Raw genomic sequence first — 23,041 nt, forward strand, 5'->3', positions numbered from 1 at the left:
TCATCTTGTAGTATTGAAAGGAATAACAATGAGCCAATTTGATGATCTGTTTACCAAACCAGATTACTCACTGTACTCAAACTCAATGAGCTTTGTGCGTCGTCCTATGGTGCAAAACCCAGTGACAGCAGAAGCGGATGTGGTGGTGTTAGGTGTGCCGTTTGATATGGCAACGTCGGGGCGTTCTGGCGCGCGCATGGGGCCGGATGCGATTCGTCGCGCTTCTGTGAATTTAGCGTGGGAAAGCAAGAAATTTCCGTGGAATTTCAATTTGTTCAAACACACTAACGTTGTCGATGCCGGTGATTTGGTGTTTGATTGCGGCGATGCGGAAGACTTAACTCAACGTTTGGAAGCAGCCGCAACAGAGATTCTCGACAGTGGTAAAACCTTGTTAAGTTTAGGGGGCGATCACTTCGTGACTTTGCCGTTGTTGCGCGCGCATGCCAAAAAATACGGCGAAATGGCACTCATTCATTTTGATGCGCACACTGATACTTACAGTAATGGCAGTCGCTACGATCATGGCACCATGTTTTATCATGCGCCCAAAGAAGGGCTGATCTCGCGTGAGCATTCCGTGCAAATTGGTATTCGTACCGAGTATAAACAACAAGGGCACGGTTTTAACGTCATTAATGCCATGGAAGCCAATGACTTGTCTGCTAATGACATCGTGAAGCGAATTAAAGCGATTGTCGGCGATAAGCCGGTTTATTTAACTTTTGATATTGACTGTTTAGATCCAGCATTTGCACCGGGCACAGGCACACCAGTATGTGGTGGCATGACTTCAGATAAAGTGCTGAAAATCATCCGCAGCTTGCAAGATATCAATTTAGTTGGCATGGATGTGGTGGAAGTGTCACCGGCTTACGATCAAAGTGATATTACTGCTCTGGCTGGTGCGACGATTGCGTTAGATTTGTTGTATTTGTGGACACAGCAGAACAAGCTAGGATAACGATTCTCGGTTTTCGGGCGCTTCGCTGCTAGTTTCTAGGAAAAGATAGAAAAAGATGCGTTCGAGAAACGAGAAACGAGAAAGGAGTCACGAGATACGAAGCTCGATCTTTATTAGACTAACGTTTGTTAAAGCGAAACCTTAACGGCTCGCAACAAGAAGCGCTCTCGGCTCACGCTTCAATCTTTCTCTTATATCGCTTTTCCATACTCACATTACCCAACAAGCCGCCTTGATGGATATACATCAGCGGCTTGTTGGGGTTTTCCTCTAGCCAAGGCTGTAAACATTGCCACATGTATGGGTCGTAAAGTAGATCAAATTCCACACCGGTTTGCAGGCTGAGTTCCAACCAAATTTGATAATCGGCAGGGTAGAGCTTGCCAAAATGATGCTTAGGTTTTAAGTATGTGTGTAATACCGTTGGATGTTCATCGCTTGAATTTAACTTTGGCACGAGCTCATCAAATTGCTCGATCAAATAGTCTTTGCCACCGACGCACGCGCAAGTCAGCACTTCAATGTTATGCGGGGCAAGGTATTTATTTAAAAAAAACGCGGTGGTGCCTGTGCCAGACGGTAGGGCGACAGTCAGGCTTTTCAGCTGTTGTTGTTGATACCAGTCGAGAATTTCTTGTGCCAGTTGCTTAATACCCATTTCGGCAATAGCACTACGTCCACCTTCCGGTACGCTCAAGCACGTTTCATCGGGTTTTCTAATCGATTGAATATAGTCATTAGGGTGAAGATCGTGACCTATCGATGCCATATCAATGATATTCGCACCAAGATTGAGCGCAGCTTGATAATTGCCCACCGGATTGTGTTTTAGCCAACTTGGAACATGTGACACATAAAACTCCAGTTGCCAGCCTTTTAATTTCGCTAATGCAGCAAGGCTATAAAGCGAGTTAGCTTGCTGAGAACCATAGCCAATGAGTGTAGTAACGTTGGGAAAATCACCCTCTAATAACGCCATGAATTTACGCGCTTTATTGCCGGAAAACTCAGGGTGAAGCAGGTCATCCCGTTTGAGATAAAAAGGATGACCGTTGAAGGAATGTTGCGTTACAGGGGTATCGGCTAGTTTCATTTTGATCTCTGTCATCCCGTACAGTGAGCGAAGCGAGTGAAGATACGGGATCTCCTACAGCGTGTTGAGACTCAATTGAGTGAGCCACGTATTGTGGGAGATCCTGAATCGCGTTCGTGCCTCACTTGTTCAGGATGACGCTGTTTACTTGGGCTCTTCGTTTCTCGAGGCTCGTCACTCAAACAGTGCTTTATATTTTCCAAGCAACGAGAAGCGTAGCGCCCGAAGTACGCGTTACGCTCCACAATTATCGTGCACGACTACCCGCCGGTTTACCTTTCGGCTTACCTTTAAAACCACCTGGCTTATTACTTTGCCCAGCAGGTTTACGGTTCGCTCCAGCCGGTTTTTTATTACCATTTCCGTTAGAACGATTACCTTGCGGGCGTTCACCACCTAAGCCTGGTTGACCTTTTGCGCCAGTATGTTTGGTCGCAAAGCGGTTGGCACCATGACGGCCAGATTTACGACGTTGTGCAGGCATTAGGGTATCAACCGCATTTTCTGCTGGCACTAAACAGCTGGGCTTATCACCAATTAAATGTTTCTTACCCATATTGATCAAGGCTTCACGGATTAATGGCCAGTTAGCTGGATCGTGATAACGTAATAACGCTTTATGTAGACGGCGTTGACGTTCACCTTTTGCCACTGGCACATTTTCACGCTGTTTATACTTTACACGTTTCAACGGGTTGGTTTCTGAGTAATACATGGAAGTCGCATTACACATTGGTGATGGGTAGAAGTTTTGTACCTGATCACATTCAAAATTGTTTGATTTTAACCATAGCGCCAAATTCAGCATGTCTTCATCTTCTGTACCAGGGTGAGCAGAAATGAAGTACGGAATTAAATATTGTTTTTTACCTGCTTCTGCGCTGTATTTTTCAAACATTTGCTTGAACTTGTCATACGTGCCCATGCCCGGCTTCATCATTTTATCCAATGGGCCTTTTTCTGTATGTTCTGGCGCAATCTTCAAATAGCCTCCAACATGGTGTGTTACCAGTTCTTTGACATATTCAGGGGATTCAATTGCCAGGTCGTAACGCACGCCAGAGGCAATCATCACTTTTTTGATGCCTGGAACTTTACGCGCCGCGCGGTATAAATCGATTGTGTGGCGATGATCGGTGTCGAGCTTGTTACAGATACCCGGGAATACACACGATGGGCGGCGACAGTTGGCTTCGGCTTTTGGATCGGAACAACCTAAACGGTACATGTTAGCGGTTGGGCCACCAAGATCGGAGATGGTGCCGGTAAAACCAGGTACTTTGTCGCGAATTTCTTCTAACTCATTCAAAATCGATTCTTGTGAACGGTTTTGAATAATACGACCTTCATGCTCGGTTATTGAACAGAATGAACAACCACCAAAGCAGCCTCGCATGATATTCACCGATGTTTTGATCATGTCGTAAGCTGGAATTTTGGCTTTGCCATACATAGGGTGTGGACGACGTGCATAAGGCAAACCGAACACAAAATCCATTTCTTCTGTTGAAAGTGGAATCGGGGCTTGGTTAACCCATAATTCACGGTCACCATGTTTTTGGATCAAAGCACGGCCAGAATATGGGTTGGTTTCCAAATGCATTACACGGCTAGCGTGGGCATATAAAATTCGGTCATTGCTGAGTTTTTCAAAAGGAGGCAAACGCACCGCGGTATGTTTTGCATCGTGGCGAGGCTTACGTTCAAGCTTGATAGACGCCGGTTGAATTTTAATCGCTTGCGCTGCGTTGTTGGCGGCATTTTCTGCTTGTTGATCTTTTGATTGTGTCTCGCAGTTGCTTTCCACTTCATACGGATTAATCGGCACAAAGACCGCTTTGCTTGGCTTTTCAATACGAGAAGAATCAATCACGGTATAGCCTTCAGGTACAGCAGGTAGATTAACCGCCGTGCCACGAATGTTAGTCATGTCACTGATTGATTCTTGGTTGGCAAGGCGATGGGCCACTTCAACCAAAGCACGTTCAGCGTTACCAAATAATAAAATGTCCGCTTTGGCATCGAATAAAACTGAGCGACGAACTTTGTCAGACCAATAATCGTAATGGGCAATACGACGCAGACTGGCTTCAATACCGCCTAGTACAATTGGCGTTTCTTTATAGGCTTCACGACAACGCTGCGAATACACTAATGTGGCACGATCTGGGCGCTTTCCGCCTTCATTGTTGGGCGTGTAAGCATCGTCATGACGCAATTTTTTATCCGCGGTATAGCGGTTAATCATTGAATCCATATTGCCCGAGGTAATGCCGAAGAATAGATTCGGTTTACCTAGCTTCATGAAATCGTCTTTATTGTCCCATTTTGGCTGCGCAATAATGCCAACACGGAAACCTTGCGCTTCTAATAAACGCCCGATGATGGCCATACCAAAACTTGGGTGGTCGACGTAAGCATCACCAGTGACGATGATGACATCACAACTGTCCCAACCGAGCGCATCCATTTCTTTACGGCTGGTGGGTAGGAATGGCGCAGGGCCAAAACACTCTGCCCAATATTTTGGATATTGGTTGATAGGCGTTGGCTTGCTAGTAAGTTGGATGTCGCTGTACATAAATTCACCTCAAATTTGGGATGCCAAAGTATACAGATATCAAACAAGATCGACTAGGATAAAAAGGAACTATTTTTTCTCTCATAGCTTTATAATTATAGGGGTTTAAACCGTTAGCCAAGGAGTTTTCATGTCGAAACAAGTTGCTGTAATCTTAGCCGGATGCGGCGTTTTTGATGGTTCGGAAATTAACGAAGTGGTGTTGACCTTGTTAGCACTGGAGCAACAAGGGGTTCAGTATCAATGTTTTGCCCCTGATATTGAGCAAACTCATGTACTTAACCATTTGTCAGGTGATGAGCAACAACAAACAAGGAATGTGTTGCAAGAAGCGGCGCGTATTGTACGTGGTAATGTGAAAGATATTGCGGAATTAGACGTTAACCAATTTGACGGGCTAATTATGACCGGTGGTTTTGGGGTGGCAAAAAACCTTTCTTCATTTGCGTTTAAAGGGGCGGAGTTAGATGTGCTGCCGTGCGTAAGTAAAACCATGAAAGCGTTTTACGGGGCAGGGAAAATCGGCGGTTACATGTGTATTGCGCCTGTTCTCTTACCAAAAGTGTTTGAAGGGGTGAAGTGTACCATTGGGCATGACGCCGATGTGGCCGGTGCCATTACGTCTATGGGCGGAGAACATATTGAAGCTAAAGTCGATCAGGTAGTGTTTGATGACAAATATAAGGTGGTCACCACTCCGGCTTATATGCTGGCTGAAAATATCATCCAAGCGAAATCAGGCATTGATAAGTTAGTTGCTAAGGTATGTGAAGCAATATAAACAGCTTCTATTGCCGTACTTTGATTCAACAAAACCCGACTTATGTTGGGTTTTGTTTTTTAGGAAAGTGAATCGGATCAGTAATCCAAGATTTTGGCGTGAGCATTTGCTAGAATATGCGCCTCTTTTCTTTGTCAATTTATGTGTCATGCTCATGTATTCCTACTTACTTAATGTTATTCCGCCGATGCTACTTGGTGCGCAATTTGTTTTATTAATGGTGTTGTTAAAAGGCGAGATTTGTCCGGGGCAGCGAGGCCGTATTCATAAACAATTGCCAGTGATTGCGTTGTTATGGTTAGCTATCAGCCCTTTATATTGGAAACTAGCGCTTATTGGAGTGTTGATCTTAGCGTTCTTTTCACAAGTTAAAGTGAGTAAAACCCGTGATTCAGGCCCAACCTGGTTGCTTAAAATAGCACTAGGTATAGCTGCCGCATTCAATATTTTCTTTATCCTTGGTAGTGAGCGACCGCAGGCATTATTCATTTTATTTAGCATTTTGTTCTTAGGGGCAGGACTCAGCCATATTTTGCTGACCTTTGCTCGTACTCGCTTACAAGCATTTCATCGTTTACTGCCTGTTGCTGGCATTATAGGCGCGATGCTGATCAGCCTTGCGGTGTTGTGGCAGACTCAACATTACAGCTTAAATTATTTGCATCAAATCGTGTGGTGGTTGGTGGCGTGTTTTGCTTTGATTTTATTGGGCATGGTTGGTTCTACTTGGCATATTTTCACTCAGCAAACCATCACTAAATGGAAGCCGGCCATGGGCTTTAGCTTTACCATTGTTGCCATGGTAGGCTTTGCGTCTCTTTTATTTTAGTCGCTAGTTGGGTAAGAACTTTTTACCCTTCATCACAGAAATTCACGGAAACTCGTTCTACTCTTATTAAAGGATTTCTTGGAAAGGAGTAGATGGATGGATTTAAGTAATATCAAACGTTGGGATAGCGTCATCTTACTCGGTATCGTCAACGAAAAGCTCAGACTGGAATGCGACAGCTTTGATGAACTCGTCACCATGTATGAAATGGATGTCGAAGATCTGGTCGGTAAACTGGATGTGCTTGGTTATCAATATGATCCGTTGACCAATCAGTTCAAGGCAAGGTGAGTTAACGGGGCTCGGAAGCTCGTTACTCGTGACTCGAAAAGATCCAGTCTCTAGCAACGAGAAGTGAAACGCTCTAGCAACGAGCCACGGTTATACTATCTTTATCCCTTCTAAATGACTTTGGCACTGCTGCTTGGCGGTGCTAAAGAACGCTTGTAAATAACGCTTATCTTTTTCTGCGTGCCTTGTTGCTGCAAATAGTCGTCGCCATAAGCCTTTTCCTAACGGTTTACTGGTAATTAATCCTTGGCGTGAAAACTCACTGATGGCCCAGTTGGGCAGGGCTGCAACGCCTAATCCGGCTGACACCATTTGTACCAGCATCAAGGTATTATCTGCTTGTTTCCACTTGGCTGGTTCAATGCCGGCGGGTTGTAAGAAGTGTTTCACCACATCTAAACGTTGCTTTTGCACCGGGTAAGACAACATGGTCTGTGTGGCCAAATCTTGTGGCTCTATACATTCTTTTTCAGCTAATGGGTGATTGGTCGCGGTGATTAAACGCATTTCAAAATCAAAGAGGGGTTCATAATGAACTTCAGAGCGAGGCTGAATATCCGACGTAATCACTAAATCTAGCTCACCGCCAACCAGTGCGGGAAGTGGTTCAAAGCCAAAGCCTGATGAGAAGTCGAGGGTCACGCTCGGCCAAGCGATTTGGTATTCCTTGAGCGCAGGCATTAACCATTGAAAGCATGAGTGACATTCGATTGCCATGTGCAAACGTCCATTCACATCTTCTTTTAAGCTCGCAATGTCATTTTCGGCTCTAGCAATTTTAGGCAATATATCATCGGCTAAACGAAGTAAGATTTCACCTTCTTGTGTGAACTTAATTGGGCGAGTTTTTCGTAAAAACAGCTTGCCACCAATGCGAGACTCAAGCTCTTTTAACTGGTGTGATAATGCCGATTGAGTGAGATGCAATGATGTGGCGGTCGCCGTCAGTGACCCCGTATCACGTAATACGCTCATTGTCCTTAAATGCTTTATCTCTATCATTATTCACCCTCATGATGAAAAATTTTCCTTTAGATTTCTTCATAAACTACGCCTGAAAATCCATTTTGTAAACGTCTAGACGTCTATTTTTAATGGTTAACTTTATTTGATTGAAATAATTTCATAATCAATGTGAATGAATAGACATTGCTAGTGTTGAATCAAGGCGTGATTATTTAGCCATCCAGAAGGATATAACTGAATTTTAATTAAGGTAGGGATGGTATGACACAACAGGCTAAAACAACGACTCATATTCTTGGTTATCCTCGCATTGGTGAGAAACGTGAATTGAAGTTTGCGCAAGAAAAATATTGGAAAGGGGAAATATCACAAAATAAACTGAAGCAAGTCGGTTCACAATTACGCCACAGGCATTGGAATGATCAAGCCGTAAGTGGGCTTAGCTATGTTACGGCGGGTGACTTTGCTTGGTATGACCATGTGCTTACCACCAGTTTGTTAGTGGGTCATGTTCCAGCCCGTCATTCTAATGGTGGTTTTCCAGATTTAGATACCTTGTTTAAAGTCGCTCGCGGTCAGTCAGTAAATGATCCGACATTAGATTGTGGTTGTAGAAACCCAGCTGAAAATAGCGACGCTGCTGCATCGGACATGACCAAATGGTTTAACACTAACTATCACTATATCGTGCCAGAGTTTAGCCAAGATGATCGTTTTCAAGTGAGCTGGCCGCAGTTATTTGATGAAGTAAGCCAAGCGCTACAAGCGGGACACAATGTAAAACCTGTCTTACTTGGGCCTCTAAGTTACTTATATCTAGGCAAAGAAGTAAACCCTGAAGAAGTTGATAATGGATTTGATCGTTTATCATTACTCGCACGTTTACTGCCTGCTTACCAGGCGATTTTAGGTAAGTTAGCGGCTTTAGGGGTAGAGTGGGTTCAAATTGATGAGCCGATTTTAAGCCTAGAGTTAGAAGATAAATGGGCAAATGCGTTTAAATTGGCCTATCAAATTCTAGCCGGTGATGTGAAATTACTGCTGACCACTTATTTTGACTCGGTCGAAGATAATCTTGCCAAAATCGTTGAATTACCAGTCGATGGTTTACATATTGATTTATCCGCAGCGGCGGAACAATTACAGGTTGTAAACCAAGCTGTACCACAAGATTGGGTGTTGTCACTTGGAGTGATTAATGGCCGTAATGTTTGGCGTGCCGATCTACAATCATGGCTTGAAAAGTTGCAGCCAATTAAAGTACAGCGTGGTGATAAGTTATGGATCGCCAGTTCTTGTTCATTGCTGCATAGCCCAATGGATCTTGAGCTTGAAACAGAATTAAGCCAAGAGGTAAAAAGCTGGTTTGCGTTTGCCAAACAAAAACTCAACGAAGTCAGTTTGCTGGGCGCAGCGTTAGACGGCAATGGACATGCGATCGAAGCTTGCCAAAGTTATAGCCAACCAATTAAAGCGCGTTTGAGTGCTACGCATGTGAATAAACCGAGTGTACAAGCTCGTTTGCAATCTTTCACCACTGATTTAGCCGAGCGCATCGCGCCTTTTATTGAGCGGGCTCACCATCAAGCCGAAGTGTTAGGGTTACCACTGCTGCCCACAACAACAATTGGCTCCTTCCCTCAGACAGCCGATATTCGTCAGCAACGCAGTGCTTATCGCAGTGGCCAACTGAGTGAGGCCGATTATGTGCAAGCATTAAGAGAACACATTCAAGATGCGATTCAACGCCAAGAAGCGCTCGATCTTGATGTGTTAGTCCATGGGGAAGCTGAACGAAATGACATGGTGGAGTATTTCGCGGAAAACTTAGCAGGCTTTCAAGTCACCCGCTTTGGCTGGGTGCAAAGTTATGGCTCTCGTTGTGTTAAACCAGCGATTGTCGTGGCAGATATTGAGCGTGAAAAGCCAATTACAGTCGATTGGTCTGTGTATGCACAATCATTAACATCAAAACAAATGAAAGGCATGTTAACTGGGCCAATCACGATTTTATGTTGGACATTCCCTCGTGAAGATATTTCACGTCAACAAATCGCTCAGCAATTGGCGTTTGCCTTACGTGATGAAGTCGATGACCTACAAAAAGCGGGCATTAATATTATTCAAATTGATGAACCTGCTATTCGTGAAGGTTTGCCATTGAAGAAACGAGATCATCAAGCTTATTTAGACTGGGCGGTGCAAGCGTTTAAAGTATCGGCAGCCATTGCCAAGCCTGAAACTCAAATTCATACTCATATGTGTTACAGCGAGTTCAATGAGATCATTGATTCAGTAGCCGCACTGGATGCGGATGTGATCACGATTGAAACCTCACGTTCAAATATGGAATTACTCAAAGCATTTGAAGAGTTTGACTACCCGAATGAAATAGGGCCTGGCGTGTATGATATTCATTCTCCGAATATTCCAACACAAGAATGGATAACGGGTTTACTCGAAACGGCTGCGAAGAAAATTCCAACCGAGCGATTGTGGGTGAACCCAGATTGTGGCTTAAAAACGCGTAGTTGGGCAGAAACAGAAGCCTCATTACATAACATGGTGGAAGCGGCGAAAGCATTGAGAAAGCAATATCAGGAGTAAATCGCTGAACGAAAGCCAGATTCTACTCTGGCTTTTTTGTTATCTGTAATGTCGGTTATTTGGTAATACAGATAACATTAAAGTAGGCGTTTGGGCTTTGTTTGCGGGCGGCAATGTGGTTTTGAATTCGGGTCACGGTTTCAGAGCGGTTTAGCCAAAACTGAGATTTAACCGCATACTTCATCATAAAATTCATATTAGACAAGATGATGTTGTATTCCTGCTCATTGGCAATTCGACTTTTCGCCGCCTGACAGACTGCCTTGGCTTGACGGTAAGTAAAGCTTCCAAGGTTTCTATCGTTATAACGAGTGATTTTCCCTTGGTATTGATCATCATAGGTTGGTAACAGGGCAGTATAAGCACCTAGAGAGTAGACGGGTGTCATGGTCGGATATATTAACTCGCTCTCTTCTTGAGTTTGTTGCTCTTCTTCAGCGGGTAGTGCGATTGAGGTCGGTTCCTTTTCCGGGGTGTAAGACTTTATCAATGCATCGCTATAATTCATCTTTTTTACTAAGGTGAGCACGTATTTAGCGTCATCGAGTGTCAGCGGCCCGACCATCATCCGATAGCCATGATTGTAGGGTTGATTGGCAACGGGGAAGGTGATTTTGTTTTGCATATCGCCTTTAAGATCGACATAAAGACGAAAACTATTGGCGTAAAGGTATTGCACAAAGTAAGCGGTTGAGGAATTAATGTTGGCATTATCTGCGCCTAAAGGAAAAAGTGCGCAGTTCTCACCAATATAGTATTCATCCTTCACATTAGACGGAATGATTTGGCAAGCCTGAGTAGAAAATGAGATAAAAAACAGTAAGATAATTAAGGCAGATTTCAGCACAGTCAAACTCCATTTGAATTAGCGCTATGCTACAACACTTCTTATTTAAAGGCGAAATATACCCAAAAGGACAACGGATAATGTGTTGGGTATAAACCCCAACCAAATCAAAAAATTTTGCGATTGGGGCTTATCCAGTTCTTGTTCTAACTCAACATTCCGTGATTAATTAACCCAATCACGTAATGTGTAAGTTAGCGTATGTTGATCGTTAGAAAGTATGAGTGTGTCTTTTTGTAAGTCAATTTTACTCCAAGCGGACAATGTACTTGCTACCGCTCTTTCAGTGTTCATTGCGTCGCCAATACACATTTTCATCGTCATGGCCATTTTATCAATACGGAATTGGCCCGTTTCAGGGTTAATTTCCGCTTTACCGTGGAAGCCATTACAACCCGCGTTGCCGTGAGACATCATGTTTTCACCGATTTCAAGATCAGGTTGAGAACCGTTAGCTCCTTTAGCCACATCGTCACCGTCAATTTGAGATAAAACCCAATGATGATGCTGTAAATCAGCTGGTTTAACGAAGTCGGCTTTGTCCGTTGAAGAACAAGCTGCAAGTAAAAGAGGGACGCTTAATGCTGTGATCAGCTTTTTCATAAATAACTCCATGGGTGTATTTGTTCTAATATTAACAAAAGATTAGATTGAAGTGATTGATAAAAGTTTAAATGTTTACATTTCTTGACGTATTGTGGTGGATTCCGCTATTTTCGTATGGCGTGTAACATATTTATAACGTTTTATAGTCGGGAGGGCGTATGGAACAATTAGAGTTTTTTACTGTACCTAGCCCTTGTGTAGGTGTGTGCACTGTCGATGAAAAAGGATACTGTAAAGGTTGTATGCGCAAACGCGAAGAGCGCTTTAATTGGCTGAATTATACGCCAGCTCAACAGCGTGACATTATTCGCTTATGTAAGCAGCGTTATTACCGTAAACGCTTAGCCTTGCGCCAACAACAAATCCCGACTCAACATATTGATGAAAGCAAAGATGATTCACCTCAAACGAATTTGTTTTAATGAGAGGTAAATAGTGGTTTTTAAAAGTGGCGTTGAAGAGTCTAACGCCACTGTATTGTTTTCGGTATCACGAAAAACGGAATGATTTAATCAAAATCACTTTTACACATATCAATCGCGCCATATAAGTCATCATGACTGAGGCGTTTTTTATCTAACCTTGCCTTTGTTTCAGCCCCTAATGCTTGCAGTTTTTTGCGGTTATCTGCTGTTTGGCGTAACCCAGCATGACGTAGGCAGTTATTGAGTTCGTGGTCTTCGCTAAAGTTAACGTATTTGCTATCTAAAGATGCCATAAGGATCTCCTTGTTTATGGTTGATAGGTACAACGTAATCTTTAGGAGTATAGATATTAAATTTGAAGTAGGTCGAAAAAATTTGGTTGGTATTGAAATATAAGAAGAAAGGAAAAGGGTTTGTCAGAAGGGCGAAAGCCCGATGTTGGTAGCATCGGGCTTTCTAATTTTTATTGAGTTTCGATTGGTAAAGTCGAGTTCAATATTATGCAAAAGGTGGATTTATCCGAAAAATTCCTTGGTAGGGGAATTAGATACGGATGAAGTCCATGTGCTCAACTTTTGGCTTGAACGCGTGACGTTGAACGTCTTGTGGCTTAACTTTAAGCTCTTTGCCGTCAACCACTAGAGTGATGCCTTCGTAGAATTCAGGCTTGTCCATTTGGTTGATAATTTCATCGTGGTCTAGAGCGATAGAAACAGGTGCTGCTTCACCACCGTAAACGATTGCTGGGAATTGACCAGCGTGACGTAGGCGGCGGCTCGCACCCTTACCTAGTTCAGTACGTACTACTGCTTCGAATTTCATAGTATTTACTCTCAAATTAGTAAATTAAAAGATGTTTAATCACATAGCGACCTAGTGATTAAGCGCAGTTTCAATAGCATTAAAAGATTAAAGCATTGAAACGAGCGCGGATACTATCATTCAAACCGTTTCTGAGCAATAGAAATGTCATGCTGGTTTATGAGAAATACTGTCTCTTAATTCAATGATAAAACCTAAATCTATCGTTGAATTGACAATAGGTTTGCCATTTAATCGATTGAGAATTTGTTGAGCCGATATTACGCCTATTTGTTCTCTTGGGGTCACTACCGTCGCCAATTTAGGAACCATAATGTTAGACAGGTCATGACCGTGGAACCCTGCGATACCAATATCTTGTGGCACTTGAATACCAAGGCGCTGGCATTCATAGATTGCCCCTACGGCTAAATCATCATTAGTACAAAATATACCGTCGGTATTTGGATGTTCTTCTAGTGCTTTATGCAGGAGGTCTGCACCTAAGCTAAATGAGGAAGCATGGGTTGTTTGCAAGCTAACGGGTTGCAGGCCGTGAGAAAGCATTGCGGCTTCGTAACCCGCCAATTTAAGCCTCGTGCGGACATCTAATCGAGCGGCAAAATAAATGATGTTGTGATGACCATGCTCAATCATGGCATTCGTCATGGCTTTAGCTGCCGCGTGATTATCAAACCCAATAGCCTGTTCTAAAAATGGCGACGAAGTATCCATGATCTCAATCACTGGAACGCCAGCTGTTTTGATCATTTTACGAGTGCGTTCGCTGTGGTGGCTTTCGGATAAAATGAGAGCATCAACATTGTAAGATAATAGCATCTCAACGTTTTTTTCTTCCTGATCAATGCTATAGCTGTAGTGGGCTAACATGAGTTGGTAACCAGCAGGTTCGGTTATGCTTTCTATACCACGAATAATTTCAGCAAAGACTTGGTTAGTTAAAGAGGGGACAAGAACACCTATTGCATGGCTTTTTGCATTCGACAAAATATCGGGAGCTCGGTTAGGGATATACCCTAGGTCTTCAACCGCTTGGGTAATCTTTTCCCTTAATGCTTGTGAAACATTATTAGGATCTCGAAGGCATCGGCTGACGGTCATTTTTGTCACGCCAACTTGTTCTGCGACATCTTGTAGGGTTGGGCGTTTGTTTTTTGTCACCATGATAATTCTAATATTACTAACGGTTAGAAACGAAAAGGGAAGTCTAAGATTTAAGTGAACCGAGCTATAGCGGAAGACTATAGCACGGTTATGGTTTTGATTAACGCTTCACTTCTACTCTAGGTGATTGACTCCATTCAACATGATATTTTTCCGATTCAGGTTGGTCGATTCTAGAATAGGTGTGAGACCCGAAGTAATCTCGTTGCGCTTGCAATAAATTCGCAGGTAGAGTCTCGCATCGCATAGAGTCAAAATAGCTCAGTGCAGAGCTAATACCTGGCATAGGTATCCCGCTTAAGCTTGTATTGGCCACCACGTGTCTCCAATTAAGTTGTCGGTTGGATAACTCTGTCGCAAAATGTTCGTCAAAGAGTAAATTCTCTAGACTCGGATTGTTAGTGAATGCATTGGCAATATCTTGTAAGAAAGTCGCTCTAATAATACATCCAGCCCGCCAACCTTTAGCTATATTGACAAAATTAAGTGTCCAATCTTTATGAGCTGATAGGGTTCTCATAAGGTCGAATCCTTGAGCATAAGCACAAAGTTTTGCACAGTAGAGCGCATCATGCAGTTGATTGATTGTTGATGTGAGATCTAACTTTTGACTACTCAGGGTTTCAGCTGGTAAGAACTTTGCTCCCAAAGTACGCTGTGATTTTAAACTGCTTAATGAACGAGCATATACTGACTGGGCGATGGTCGGGGTTGGGCATCCAAACTCAAGGCTGTTGATTGCGGTCCATGTCCCCGTACCTTTTTGTCCCGCTTTATCTAAAATCATCTCAACCAAAGCATGATCGCTAGCGAAGTCTTTTTGTTTAAGGATATCTGCTGTAATTTCAATCAAATAGCTATTGAGTACACCTTGATTCCATTGGGCAAAAATATCACCGATTTCATCTGAAGTTAACTTTAGAATGTCACGTAGATAATGGTATACCTCACAGATTAACTGCATATCGGCATATTCAATCCCATTGTGTACCATTTTGACAAAATGGCCTGAACCTGTCGGCCCTGTATAGGTTGCGCAAGGTTCACCGGAATGTTGAGGTGGAACAGGTAAGCCCTGGTTGTCCACTTTCGCTGCAATAGCATTCCACATAGGTTGGATATGTTTCCAAGCTTGTTGTGAACCACTTGCCATGAGCGCTGCGCCATAGCGAGCGCCTTGTTCTCCACCGGAAACAGCCGTTGTAAAAAACTCAAGTTTTCCTTGATATTGCTTTTCACGTTCAATGGTGTCTGTCCATAAACTATTACCGGTATCAATCACAATATCTTGTGGCTCTAATCCAACATCTAATAATTGGGTAATGACTTGGTCAACAATGTTACCAGCAGGCAATGATAGTGCGATGATGCGTGGCGATGAAAGGCTTGCAATAATCGCAGCTAATGAATCACAGTAGGTAAAACTCCCTTTATTTAATTGCTTTGCTTCTCGCGCTGTCTGGTCTAAATGTTGTGAATTCACATCAAAACCAGCGACGTTGAATTGGTTATCAAGTAGGTTCAAGGTTAAGCTTTTTCCCATTACGCCTAAACCAATCATCGCAATATGGTTATGAGTTGGTGCAATTGAATTGTTCATTCGCATTCCTTGTTTATATTCAGCTTGTGTTTGATTGTGTTTAAAACATCTTCGACAGTAGGGCGTATATCGATGAATATGGCTTCATTTGGGTTCGGCTCTATGAGTGTTTCGAATTGACTTTCAAGCATTGATTTACCATTGAACCAATGGTTTCCTCTTTTTTGATGCCTTTGCCAGATGGTGTCAAAATCGCCTTGTAAATAAACGATGGTTAACTCTTCATTATCTTGTCGCAAAATATCGCGGTACTGTGGTTTGAGTGCGGAGCAGGCAACTACTGCACATTCATTTTCAATAAAAAGACGATTTAATGTGTGTAGCCAATCAATACGGTCTTCATCAGTTAATGGCGTACCTTGGCGCATTTTGTCTACATTACTCTGTGGGTGAAAATCATCACCATCAAAAAATGGGTATTGAATACTTTGGGCTAATAGCTGGCCTATGTGGCTCTTTCCACAGCCAGAAACTCCCATTACTAATATTTTTTTATGATCCATAATTACTGCCTTAGCTAAGCCTTGAAATAAGGCTTAGCGTTGTTATATGAGGAGTTACTGCCACCATAGGGCCAATTGAGGGAAAATAATCACCAGTGATAACGCGATAATTTGTAAGCCGATAAAAGGTAGCAAGGAGGTGAAGATTTCACCTAGGCTGATGTCTTTAGGCGCTACTGACTTCAAATAAAAAGCGGCGGGACCAAAAGGTGGTGATAAGAATGACACTTGCATATTCAAGCAGAACACCACACCGAACCAGATAGGATCAAAACCTAAATTGATGATGATAGGGACAAAAATTGGCATAGTAAGCAGCGCCACCCCGACCCAGTCTAAGAACATGCCAAGAACCAGTAGAATGACCATCATGATGAGTAGTGTACCCATTGCATGCCCACCACTTAGTGCGAGAATGGTTTCTTCTACGAAATCAATTCCGCCCATTAGGTTGTAAACTCCCACCAATGCAGTCGCGCCGATACCAATCCAAATAATCATGCCGCAGGTACGCATGGTTGCGATGGCACTCTCTTTCAGCATATTCCAATTCATTTCTTTTCGAATTAGGGCGCTTATCATGATACCTACTACACCTAATGCCGAGGCTTCCGTGACCGATGCCACACCGGTATAGATACTGCCAAGAACAATGGCAACAGAGAGAATTGGAAAAAACAGGGCTTTAAAATAACTAGGGCGATTTTTCGCGTCTTCAGCTAATTCTTCTTCTGTAGGTAAGGGGGCCAAGCTAGGGTTTAAAAAGCTGCGAATTAAAACATAAGCAATATATAGCAGTGCAAGAATCAGCGCAGGGACGAATGAAGCTTTGAATAAGTCACCAATCGATACACTGGCTGTTAAGCCATAAATGATTAACACAATACTCGGAGGTAGCATGGTACCTAATGCTCCGCCAGCACAAGTGGTACCAATGGCTAATTTGCGGTCATAACCTAAACGAAGCATTTGAGGCAGAGCAAGTATGCCAAGCAGGACAGTTTCACCACCAATCACGCCTGACATCGAAGCGAGTAAGACCGCGACTAATAGAGTTTGTACGGCAACGCCACCACGGACTTTACGCCCAACAGATTTCATCGCATCGAATAAATCGCGAGCAATGCCGGATCGATCAAGTAATGCTGCCATGAGTACGAACATGGGAACAGCAAGGAAAATGTAGCCATCAACAAAGCTAAACATGCGGCTAGAGATCAATGGTAAAGCATCTACTCCAAACCACCCTAAGGTGAAAAATAAGGCGACAAAACCCGTCACAAAGGCTAATTGCATGCCAGTGAGTAATAAGCCAATCATCATAACGAGCATGAGTAAACTGGCATAACCGATACCTAGAGCAGACAAATCAAACATCTTTATTACTCCTTAAAGACTTGATTTCATAGATGATATGAAGAATGAACTGTACAGAAAGAATGCAAAAAATAATAAAGATAAGCGCCTTTAACAGTGCTGGATATGGGGGATTGAAATAAGAGCCTGATGTTTCTAGTCGGAACTCACCCCATGGTGTAAACCAAGCAGTTTTTGTCATGGTGTAAGAAGCCCATGCCATCATCAATGAGAATGCTAGCCCAACAATGTGGTGAACCATATTTAATACGCGACGTGTTTTTGCTGATACAGCGTCATAGATTAACACCACTCTGACATGCTTATCTGTGGCAAAAGCATAGATACCACCAATAACGAATAAACTGCCACCGACAAATGAAGCCGTTTCATGAACCCAGGTCGTTGGTGCATCAAATACATAGCGCATTAATACTTCATAGAAAGAAATAAACACGGTGAAAATAAATAGCAGGCTCAGTGCATGGCTTATTTTTATGATCCAACGATCTAGGCGGTTTTTCGGCGCCTCATCATGTTCATGAGAATTAGGAACATCTTGCATAAAACAACCTATTGAAAAGCGAATAAGATAAATGAGGAGGGCGAAGAATAACCCTCCGAATTGAGATTTACGAGTTACAGTAATCCATTTTCTTCAAGGTATTTAGTCACTGAATCGTAGACTTTTTGTGCGTTAGGTGAACGTTCAGCAAATACTTTCCACTGTGTTTTGGCGATAGCTCGGAACTTTTTACGTTCTTCTGCTGACCAATTGTGGATGGTGATGTTTGGATCTTTCTCTGCTTGTGCAACGGCTGCTTGGTCAGCAATACGAAGCTCAGTGGTCATATCATTAGCAAAATCACGTACAGATACCGTTAGGATTTCTTGTAGATCTGGCGACATTTTGTCCCATTTCTTCTGGCTGATGGATACGTCGATTAAAGGTAGAGAGTGAAAGCCAGGTTGGACTGGATGAGAGGCAATGTCATTCATGCCTGCTTTTTGATTGGTTGAAAATACGGTGTAATCCGCAGCATCAATAACGCCTTTGCTTAACCCTGTGAAAACTTCAGAACCAGGTAAGTTAACGGGCGTAGCACCTGCTGCTGCAAAAACTTGCTGAACAAGACCTTCCGGCGCACGAATTTTTAGACCTTTTAGATCGTCAACACCATCAAGAGGGACTTTTGATACTAATGATTCCACACCCGTTGTTGAACCACCAATAAACTTCACACCGTATGGTTTGTATAGCTCGGTCATTAATTCATAACCACCACCATAGTTAATGTATTGCAATAGTTGTCCTGTATTAGACCAAGCGCCAACCATGTTACCGATTAAACCAAATGCAGGATCTTTACCTGAGAAATACTCAGTAGCAGTAAGTTGTCCATCTAAGATGCCTTGGCGAATAGCATCCAGAGTTTCTGTGTTTTTTACCACACTACCTACAGGCAGTAGTGAAATTTTAATGCGTCCAGCAGACATAGTTTCAACACTTTTTGCCCATTTTTGCTGAACTTGAAAGTTTTTATCGCCAGAGGGATCTGAGGATTGAATTTTAAGGTTAAAGTCAGCAGCAAGAGCGGAAGTCGAAACTATCCCAGCGAGAGCCGCAGTAAGCAGAGTTCGTGTAAATTTCATTCTATAGTCCTTTTAGTTGCACGTTCATACACTATTAATAGCGTATAAGTTCCGATTATAAGTGTAATGTTACCGGTAACTTGTTATTAAGATGTTACCGGTAACTATAGCCTGGTGCTATTAACTTGATCACAAAAATCACTCAGTGAAATAAAACTTGCACTGTTATCGATGGTGGAAATAAGAAGGATAGGTTGGGAAGGTATAGTAAAGGCGACATTTATGTGCGAAATGTTAGGGTCTGTTGACCTTTCGTTAAGTCTCATTTACTTAGAATAACTAAGCAGCAATCGACTCGCCTAAAATTTCTTTATCTCGAACAAAATTTAATCACGAAAATCAACAGCCCTTAGGAAAGCTCATCAGCAAAAATCTTATCGCGAATTTTCCAAAATCGGCCTGATTTTCTCGCAATGATAAACAAAGGCAAGCGGAAGCGATGTTGATGATTAACCACTTTAGTTGGTGTACTTTCCTCAAAAGGGCGATGTCTATCGGCAAGATGTGGTCGAACAAATTGCTCGGCAAAAATTTGTTTTTGTTTTTTGGTATTGAGTGACCAAAACTCATGAACTAATGCGTGGGGCTGATCATCATTACTTTCGCCAGAGTAGGTGACTTTAAGCTGGGACTTACCATCTTGGGTTTTATGGACATTAAGCTCCATGTCTTTACATTCAAACACTAAAGCATCTTTTAAATTAAGAGCGTCACGCAGTTTTTTATCAGGGTCGACTAGGGTGGCATCGCATTGGTGGCAGATACGCGCTGCGATATCATTATCCGCACCACATTCAGAGCAAAACTTAGCTTTAAAACGATAGTCGCAATGTTCACGTTCACCAGTAGGTTGTTCGTGTTCATCAAGTACTTCAAAGTAGCCTTGGCAACGACGGCCGTAATGTTCGATTAACATGCCATTGCTATCGAGTTTACCCCAGAATGTATTATTAAAACCGCAAGCAGGGCATGGGATGGTGACGCTGTCACTATTTGGATCTGGCTTTACTTCTCCGACTTCCGGCTGATAGAGGTCGTAATTATTGCCCGCGTAGTCTAATACTAAGCATTCTTGTTTATTTTCCGCTAGGCGAAGCCCTCGGCCAATGATTTGTTGGTATAAGCTCACTGACTCGGTAGGGCGTAAAATTGCAATGAGATCGACATGTGGTGCATCAAAACCTGTGGTTAATACTGAAACATTGACGAGAAACTTGATTTGCTTGTATTTGAATTCATTAATGATTCGGTCGCGCTCGCTTTGGTGAGTGTCACCAATGACTAATGCCGATTGTTCAGGCGGTAATAAGCTTAAAATTTCTTGCGCGTGGCGAACCGTTGCAGCAAAAATCATGACGCCTTGTTTGTCTTTGGCAAGTTCAATAATTTGCTGAACGATTTGTGGTGTTGCACGTTTCGATTGCTCTATCACTAAATCGAGGTCCGCTTCTTTATAGCGCCCTGCCAATGCTGGTTTTAAGTGCGAAAAGTCATAACTTAATACTGGGGCATCGATCATTCGGGCAGGGGTCAAAAAGCCTTCGTCGAGTAAGTATTGAATGGGGAGTTCAAAGATACAATCACGAAAAAAACGAGGCTCTTGTGAGCGTACTTGGCCTGATTTTCCGCGCACCTGATATTGATAAATCCAACCCATACCTAAGCGATAAGGTGTTGCGGTTAAGCCGAGTATTTTAATGCCCGGATTGACGTTCTGTAAGTGTGAAATGACCTTTCGGTAGCTGCTTTTCGGGTTATCAGGCACACGATGACACTCATCGATGACCAGCAATGAGAATTGGTTCGCGAACGCATCAAGATTACGCACCACCGATTGAACGGAAGCAAACACCACTTGTTCTTCGGTTTCTTTACGACCTAATCCTGCGGAAAAAATGCTGCCTTTAAGTGGTCTATCTTCGGTGGAATAACTTTCGTATTTGGCGTGGTTTTGCTCCACTAGCTCTTTCACGTGGGTCAGCATTAAAACGCGCCCTTTAGCCAATCGAGCCAATTCTGCAATCACTAAACTCTTACCTGCACCGGTTGGTAATACGATCACGGCTGGGTCGTTACTGCGACGGAAATAATGGATAACTGCTTTTACAGAGTCGGCTTGATAGGGTCGGAGATTGAACATGGTAAATAAGCGTATGACAAAGAAGGTGAGAGGATAATCGGTTTGGGCGGGAAATGCTAGTTACGTTTTTTCGAATCTCGGGCACTTCGTTTCTTGTGGCTAGACTTTGTAGTGGCGATTAATTCGAAAATAGAAAACCCACCGCGATGGGTGGGTTTTGATTGGGCGTTTAAGTCAAACTTAGAATGCGTAGTTCAACTGTAGTGAGCCGATGTAAGCTGGGCCTGAAGATTTGAACTCTTGTGGGCCAGCTAGACCGCTTTCAGTAAATGTACCTGATTTACCATCGATGTAAGCAAAGCCAGCATCGATTGATAGATCTTGTGTCCATAGGTATGTGAAACCTGCGGTATACCAGTAACGATCGGTATCAGGAATGCTTAAAGTTGCTTTACCAGCTTGTTCATCATAAGCGAAACCTGCACGTACTAGCCATTGATCGTTAACGGCATAAGTTGTACCGATAGACCACCGTTGGTTATCTGAATAGCTTTCTTGTTTCGTGAAACATGTACCGCCTGTTGCAACACACGCATCACCTGTTGCGGTTAACTCAGAAAATTTACTGTAATTTGTCCATTGCCAGCTATAGTGAATAGCCCATTGATTGTTGAGTTGGTGGAAACCAGACAGTTCAACGATATCAGGTAGATCAATGTTTAAATCGGCATCATTTGTCGAACCCGGTTGGCCAGTGATTTGACCTGTACCATCAGTAAAATCACCATCTTTGAATTTTAGTTTTACTGCTGATTTATAAGACAAGGAGAAACGGTTATTTTTATTCAGTTCATAAAGAGCACCGACATTCCAACCCCAACCGAATGTATCGCCTTCCATTTTGATCAGAGAAGTAGAACGAGGTAAGCCTGCCATATCACCCGCGATACCAAGATTTCTTTCAAGTTTTGCTTTCGCGTAAGTGACATTTAAACCTGCACCAACACTAAACTGGTCATTGATACGGTAGGCAATGTTTGGATTTAGTTTAAATGTAGTTAATGCTGTATGACCAGAAGCGTCACCAGCAGAGAAGTTGGATGGGTAGTCTGTTGATACACCGTAGTCAGTGTACATACCAATACCCCAAGCCCATTGATCATTGATCGGACTAACGTAATAAATCGCTGGGACTACTTGAGATGGTGCGATGTCATCGGCAGAATCGCCGAATGTATTACTTTCCACATCAATTTCAGGTTCGATGTAAGACACAGCACCAGAAAACTGTGCGCGATCAAATAGTACCATTGACGCTGCGTTGGCAGACATTTCACTTGCGTTATCACCGACAGCACCATCGCCTGAAAATGCACGGCCTAGACCTGAAGCAGAATGTTCAACAACTTGGAAACCAGCGGCATGTACTTGTGAGGCCAAAGCAATCGAAATTGCTAGTAGCGAATATTGTGTTTTTTTCATGGTTATCCCTTACACACTATTAATCTTGTTATTCGCACCGAATGTATTTGATGCGTTGTTAATAGTTTTATTACCAAAAGTAGCGAGTTTGTATTTTATTTTGCAAAAAATGCTACGAGCTTAATATTTTTGCAATTTATCTTATTTCTTTTAATAAATCAGGTATGACCAGTTTAAGTTGCTGATATTTTTAGTGTTTTAAAATTGTTTATTTATTGTGCGAATTATGGCGAGGAGTGAATGTAATACTTTGGTCTAACCAGTTTGTAACTATTTGATTTCATTTTAGACTAAAGTCTATGGGGTTAATTTATGCCGTGAATAATCTTTTCTTATTTTAAGCGCGACATATGAGCGAATTTCGTACAAAACAGAAGCTAAAATTAAATTG

The 23,041-nt window shown here is 42.7% G+C and carries 21 protein-coding genes; 6 read left to right on the forward strand and 15 right to left on the reverse strand.

Annotated features, from left to right (window positions below; translation table 11 throughout):
* Nucleotides 1–28 precede the first annotated feature (28 nt).
* Nucleotides 29–964 carry an agmatinase gene (speB, locus tag Vgang_RS05105; RefSeq protein WP_105902750.1) on the forward strand — a complete coding sequence of 312 codons (936 nt, stop codon included), beginning with the start codon at nt 29–31 and terminating at the stop codon, nt 962–964.
* Nucleotides 965–1,136: 172 nt separating this feature from the next.
* Here speB and Vgang_RS05110 read toward each other — a convergent pair whose 3' ends face one another.
* Both Vgang_RS05110 and Vgang_RS05115 read right to left on the reverse strand, forming a co-directional pair.
* Nucleotides 1,137–2,057: a 1-aminocyclopropane-1-carboxylate deaminase/D-cysteine desulfhydrase gene (locus Vgang_RS05110; protein WP_105902749.1), complete on the reverse strand. Its 921-nt coding sequence runs from the start codon at nt 2,055–2,057 to the stop codon at nt 1,137–1,139.
* 247 nt (nt 2,058–2,304) lie between these two features.
* Complete coding sequence (locus Vgang_RS05115) at nt 2,305–4,638, reverse strand: YgiQ family radical SAM protein (protein ID WP_105902748.1); 2,334 nt, start codon at nt 4,636–4,638, stop codon at nt 2,305–2,307.
* A 130-nt stretch (nt 4,639–4,768) separates the two neighbouring features.
* On the opposite strand from Vgang_RS05115, the gene elbB reads away from it, so the two are divergent.
* The 3 genes from elbB (at nt 4,769) to Vgang_RS05130 (ending at nt 6,539) form a co-directional block, all read left to right on the forward strand.
* Nucleotides 4,769–5,419 (forward strand): isoprenoid biosynthesis glyoxalase ElbB, encoded by a 651-nt coding sequence (gene elbB, locus Vgang_RS05120; RefSeq protein WP_105902747.1) that lies wholly within the window; start codon nt 4,769–4,771, stop codon nt 5,417–5,419.
* A 154-nt stretch (nt 5,420–5,573) separates the two neighbouring features.
* Nucleotides 5,574–6,248 carry a hypothetical protein gene (locus Vgang_RS05125; RefSeq protein ID WP_105902746.1) on the forward strand — a complete coding sequence of 225 codons (675 nt, stop codon included), beginning with the start codon at nt 5,574–5,576 and terminating at the stop codon, nt 6,246–6,248.
* 96 nt (nt 6,249–6,344) lie between these two features.
* Nucleotides 6,345–6,539, forward strand: a complete 195-nt coding sequence (locus Vgang_RS05130; RefSeq protein ID WP_105902745.1) for a DUF4250 domain-containing protein — start codon at nt 6,345–6,347, stop codon at nt 6,537–6,539.
* Between the two features lie 90 nt (nt 6,540–6,629).
* Here the strand turns inward: Vgang_RS05130 and metR are convergent, their stop codons facing one another.
* A complete protein-coding gene (gene metR / locus Vgang_RS05135; RefSeq protein ID WP_105902744.1) occupies nt 6,630–7,541 on the reverse strand; it encodes an HTH-type transcriptional regulator MetR in 912 nt (303 codons plus the stop codon).
* A 225-nt stretch (nt 7,542–7,766) separates the two neighbouring features.
* Between metR and metE the strand changes: the two genes are divergently transcribed.
* The gene (gene metE / locus Vgang_RS05140) at nt 7,767–10,112 is read left to right on the forward strand and encodes a 5-methyltetrahydropteroyltriglutamate--homocysteine S-methyltransferase (RefSeq protein ID WP_105902743.1); all 2,346 of its coding nucleotides are present in this window, start codon (nt 7,767–7,769) and stop codon (nt 10,110–10,112) included.
* 55 nt (nt 10,113–10,167) lie between these two features.
* On the opposite strand, the gene Vgang_RS05145 is transcribed toward metE, so the two are convergent.
* Both Vgang_RS05145 and Vgang_RS05150 read right to left on the reverse strand, forming a co-directional pair.
* Entirely contained in the window at nt 10,168–10,959 is a 792-nt protein-coding gene (locus Vgang_RS05145; protein ID WP_105902742.1) for a hypothetical protein, read from the reverse strand.
* A gap of 165 nt (nt 10,960–11,124) precedes the next feature.
* The gene (locus tag Vgang_RS05150) at nt 11,125–11,574 is read right to left on the reverse strand and encodes an META domain-containing protein (RefSeq protein ID WP_211294076.1); all 450 of its coding nucleotides are present in this window, start codon (nt 11,572–11,574) and stop codon (nt 11,125–11,127) included.
* Nucleotides 11,575–11,723: 149 nt separating this feature from the next.
* Here Vgang_RS05150 and Vgang_RS05155 point away from each other — a divergent pair, with 149 nt between their 5' ends.
* Nucleotides 11,724–11,987 carry a DUF1289 domain-containing protein gene (locus Vgang_RS05155; RefSeq protein WP_105902740.1) on the forward strand — a complete coding sequence of 88 codons (264 nt, stop codon included), beginning with the start codon at nt 11,724–11,726 and terminating at the stop codon, nt 11,985–11,987.
* A gap of 86 nt (nt 11,988–12,073) precedes the next feature.
* On the opposite strand, the gene Vgang_RS05160 is transcribed toward Vgang_RS05155, so the two are convergent.
* From Vgang_RS05160 to Vgang_RS05205, 10 genes are all read right to left on the reverse strand, one after another.
* A complete protein-coding gene (locus tag Vgang_RS05160; protein ID WP_105902739.1) occupies nt 12,074–12,283 on the reverse strand; it encodes a hypothetical protein in 210 nt (69 codons plus the stop codon).
* A 250-nt stretch (nt 12,284–12,533) separates the two neighbouring features.
* Nucleotides 12,534–12,812: a 50S ribosomal protein L25 gene (rplY, locus tag Vgang_RS05165; RefSeq protein WP_105902738.1), complete on the reverse strand. Its 279-nt coding sequence runs from the start codon at nt 12,810–12,812 to the stop codon at nt 12,534–12,536.
* Nucleotides 12,813–12,959: 147 nt separating this feature from the next.
* On the reverse strand, nt 12,960–13,976 hold the full coding sequence (gene gntR / locus Vgang_RS05170; RefSeq protein ID WP_105902737.1) for a gluconate operon transcriptional repressor GntR: 1,017 nt from the start codon (nt 13,974–13,976) through the stop codon (nt 12,960–12,962).
* A 100-nt stretch (nt 13,977–14,076) separates the two neighbouring features.
* On the reverse strand, nt 14,077–15,564 hold the full coding sequence (gene gndA / locus Vgang_RS05175) for an NADP-dependent phosphogluconate dehydrogenase (protein ID WP_406708301.1): 1,488 nt from the start codon (nt 15,562–15,564) through the stop codon (nt 14,077–14,079).
* Between the two features lie 8 nt (nt 15,565–15,572).
* Entirely contained in the window at nt 15,573–16,079 is a 507-nt protein-coding gene (locus Vgang_RS05180; RefSeq protein ID WP_105902735.1) for a gluconokinase, read from the reverse strand.
* Nucleotides 16,080–16,133: 54 nt separating this feature from the next.
* Nucleotides 16,134–17,456, reverse strand: coding sequence for a TRAP transporter large permease (locus Vgang_RS05185; protein WP_105902734.1), 1,323 nt, complete (start codon nt 17,454–17,456; stop codon nt 16,134–16,136).
* Nucleotides 17,449–18,000 carry a TRAP transporter small permease subunit gene (locus Vgang_RS05190; protein ID WP_105902733.1) on the reverse strand — a complete coding sequence of 184 codons (552 nt, stop codon included), beginning with the start codon at nt 17,998–18,000 and terminating at the stop codon, nt 17,449–17,451. The genes Vgang_RS05185 and Vgang_RS05190 overlap by 8 nt, the downstream gene beginning before the upstream one ends.
* Nucleotides 18,001–18,074: 74 nt before the next feature.
* Nucleotides 18,075–19,088 (reverse strand): TRAP transporter substrate-binding protein, encoded by a 1,014-nt coding sequence (locus Vgang_RS05195; RefSeq protein ID WP_105902732.1) that lies wholly within the window; start codon nt 19,086–19,088, stop codon nt 18,075–18,077.
* 349 nt (nt 19,089–19,437) lie between these two features.
* Nucleotides 19,438–21,228, reverse strand: coding sequence for a DEAD/DEAH box helicase (locus Vgang_RS05200; protein ID WP_105902731.1), 1,791 nt, complete (start codon nt 21,226–21,228; stop codon nt 19,438–19,440).
* Nucleotides 21,229–21,408: 180 nt separating this feature from the next.
* Nucleotides 21,409–22,650 carry an outer membrane protein transport protein gene (locus tag Vgang_RS05205; RefSeq protein ID WP_105902730.1) on the reverse strand — a complete coding sequence of 414 codons (1,242 nt, stop codon included), beginning with the start codon at nt 22,648–22,650 and terminating at the stop codon, nt 21,409–21,411.
* Nucleotides 22,651–23,041 lie beyond the last annotated feature (391 nt).

The organism is Vibrio gangliei (assembly GCF_026001925.1).
Lineage (GTDB): Bacteria > Pseudomonadota > Gammaproteobacteria > Enterobacterales > Vibrionaceae > Vibrio > Vibrio gangliei.

Coding starts and splice junctions, on each gene's coding strand:
- metR (WP_105902744.1), bottom strand. CDS start 7,541: ATGATAGAGATAAAGCATTTAAGGACAATGAGCGTATTACGTGATACG.
- gntR (WP_105902737.1), bottom strand. CDS start 13,976: ATGGTGACAAAAAACAAACGCCCAACCCTACAAGATGTCGCAGAACAA.
- Vgang_RS05160 (WP_105902739.1), bottom strand. CDS start 12,283: ATGGCATCTTTAGATAGCAAATACGTTAACTTTAGCGAAGACCACGAA.
- Vgang_RS05130 (WP_105902745.1), top strand. CDS start 6,345: ATGGATTTAAGTAATATCAAACGTTGGGATAGCGTCATCTTACTCGGT.
- Vgang_RS05190 (WP_105902733.1), bottom strand. CDS start 18,000: ATGCAAGATGTTCCTAATTCTCATGAACATGATGAGGCGCCGAAAAAC.
- Vgang_RS05195 (WP_105902732.1), bottom strand. CDS start 19,088: ATGAAATTTACACGAACTCTGCTTACTGCGGCTCTCGCTGGGATAGTT.
- Vgang_RS05125 (WP_105902746.1), top strand. CDS start 5,574: ATGTATTCCTACTTACTTAATGTTATTCCGCCGATGCTACTTGGTGCG.
- Vgang_RS05185 (WP_105902734.1), bottom strand. CDS start 17,456: ATGTTTGATTTGTCTGCTCTAGGTATCGGTTATGCCAGTTTACTCATG.
- rplY (WP_105902738.1), bottom strand. CDS start 12,812: ATGAAATTCGAAGCAGTAGTACGTACTGAACTAGGTAAGGGTGCGAGC.
- Vgang_RS05110 (WP_105902749.1), bottom strand. CDS start 2,057: ATGAAACTAGCCGATACCCCTGTAACGCAACATTCCTTCAACGGTCAT.
- elbB (WP_105902747.1), top strand. CDS start 4,769: ATGTCGAAACAAGTTGCTGTAATCTTAGCCGGATGCGGCGTTTTTGAT.
- Vgang_RS05200 (WP_105902731.1), bottom strand. CDS start 21,228: ATGTTCAATCTCCGACCCTATCAAGCCGACTCTGTAAAAGCAGTTATC.
- Vgang_RS05150 (WP_211294076.1), bottom strand. CDS start 11,574: ATGGAGTTATTTATGAAAAAGCTGATCACAGCATTAAGCGTCCCTCTT.
- Vgang_RS05205 (WP_105902730.1), bottom strand. CDS start 22,650: ATGAAAAAAACACAATATTCGCTACTAGCAATTTCGATTGCTTTGGCC.
- Vgang_RS05155 (WP_105902740.1), top strand. CDS start 11,724: ATGGAACAATTAGAGTTTTTTACTGTACCTAGCCCTTGTGTAGGTGTG.
- Vgang_RS05180 (WP_105902735.1), bottom strand. CDS start 16,079: ATGGATCATAAAAAAATATTAGTAATGGGAGTTTCTGGCTGTGGAAAG.
- Vgang_RS05115 (WP_105902748.1), bottom strand. CDS start 4,638: ATGTACAGCGACATCCAACTTACTAGCAAGCCAACGCCTATCAACCAA.
- speB (WP_105902750.1), top strand. CDS start 29: ATGAGCCAATTTGATGATCTGTTTACCAAACCAGATTACTCACTGTAC.
- metE (WP_105902743.1), top strand. CDS start 7,767: ATGACACAACAGGCTAAAACAACGACTCATATTCTTGGTTATCCTCGC.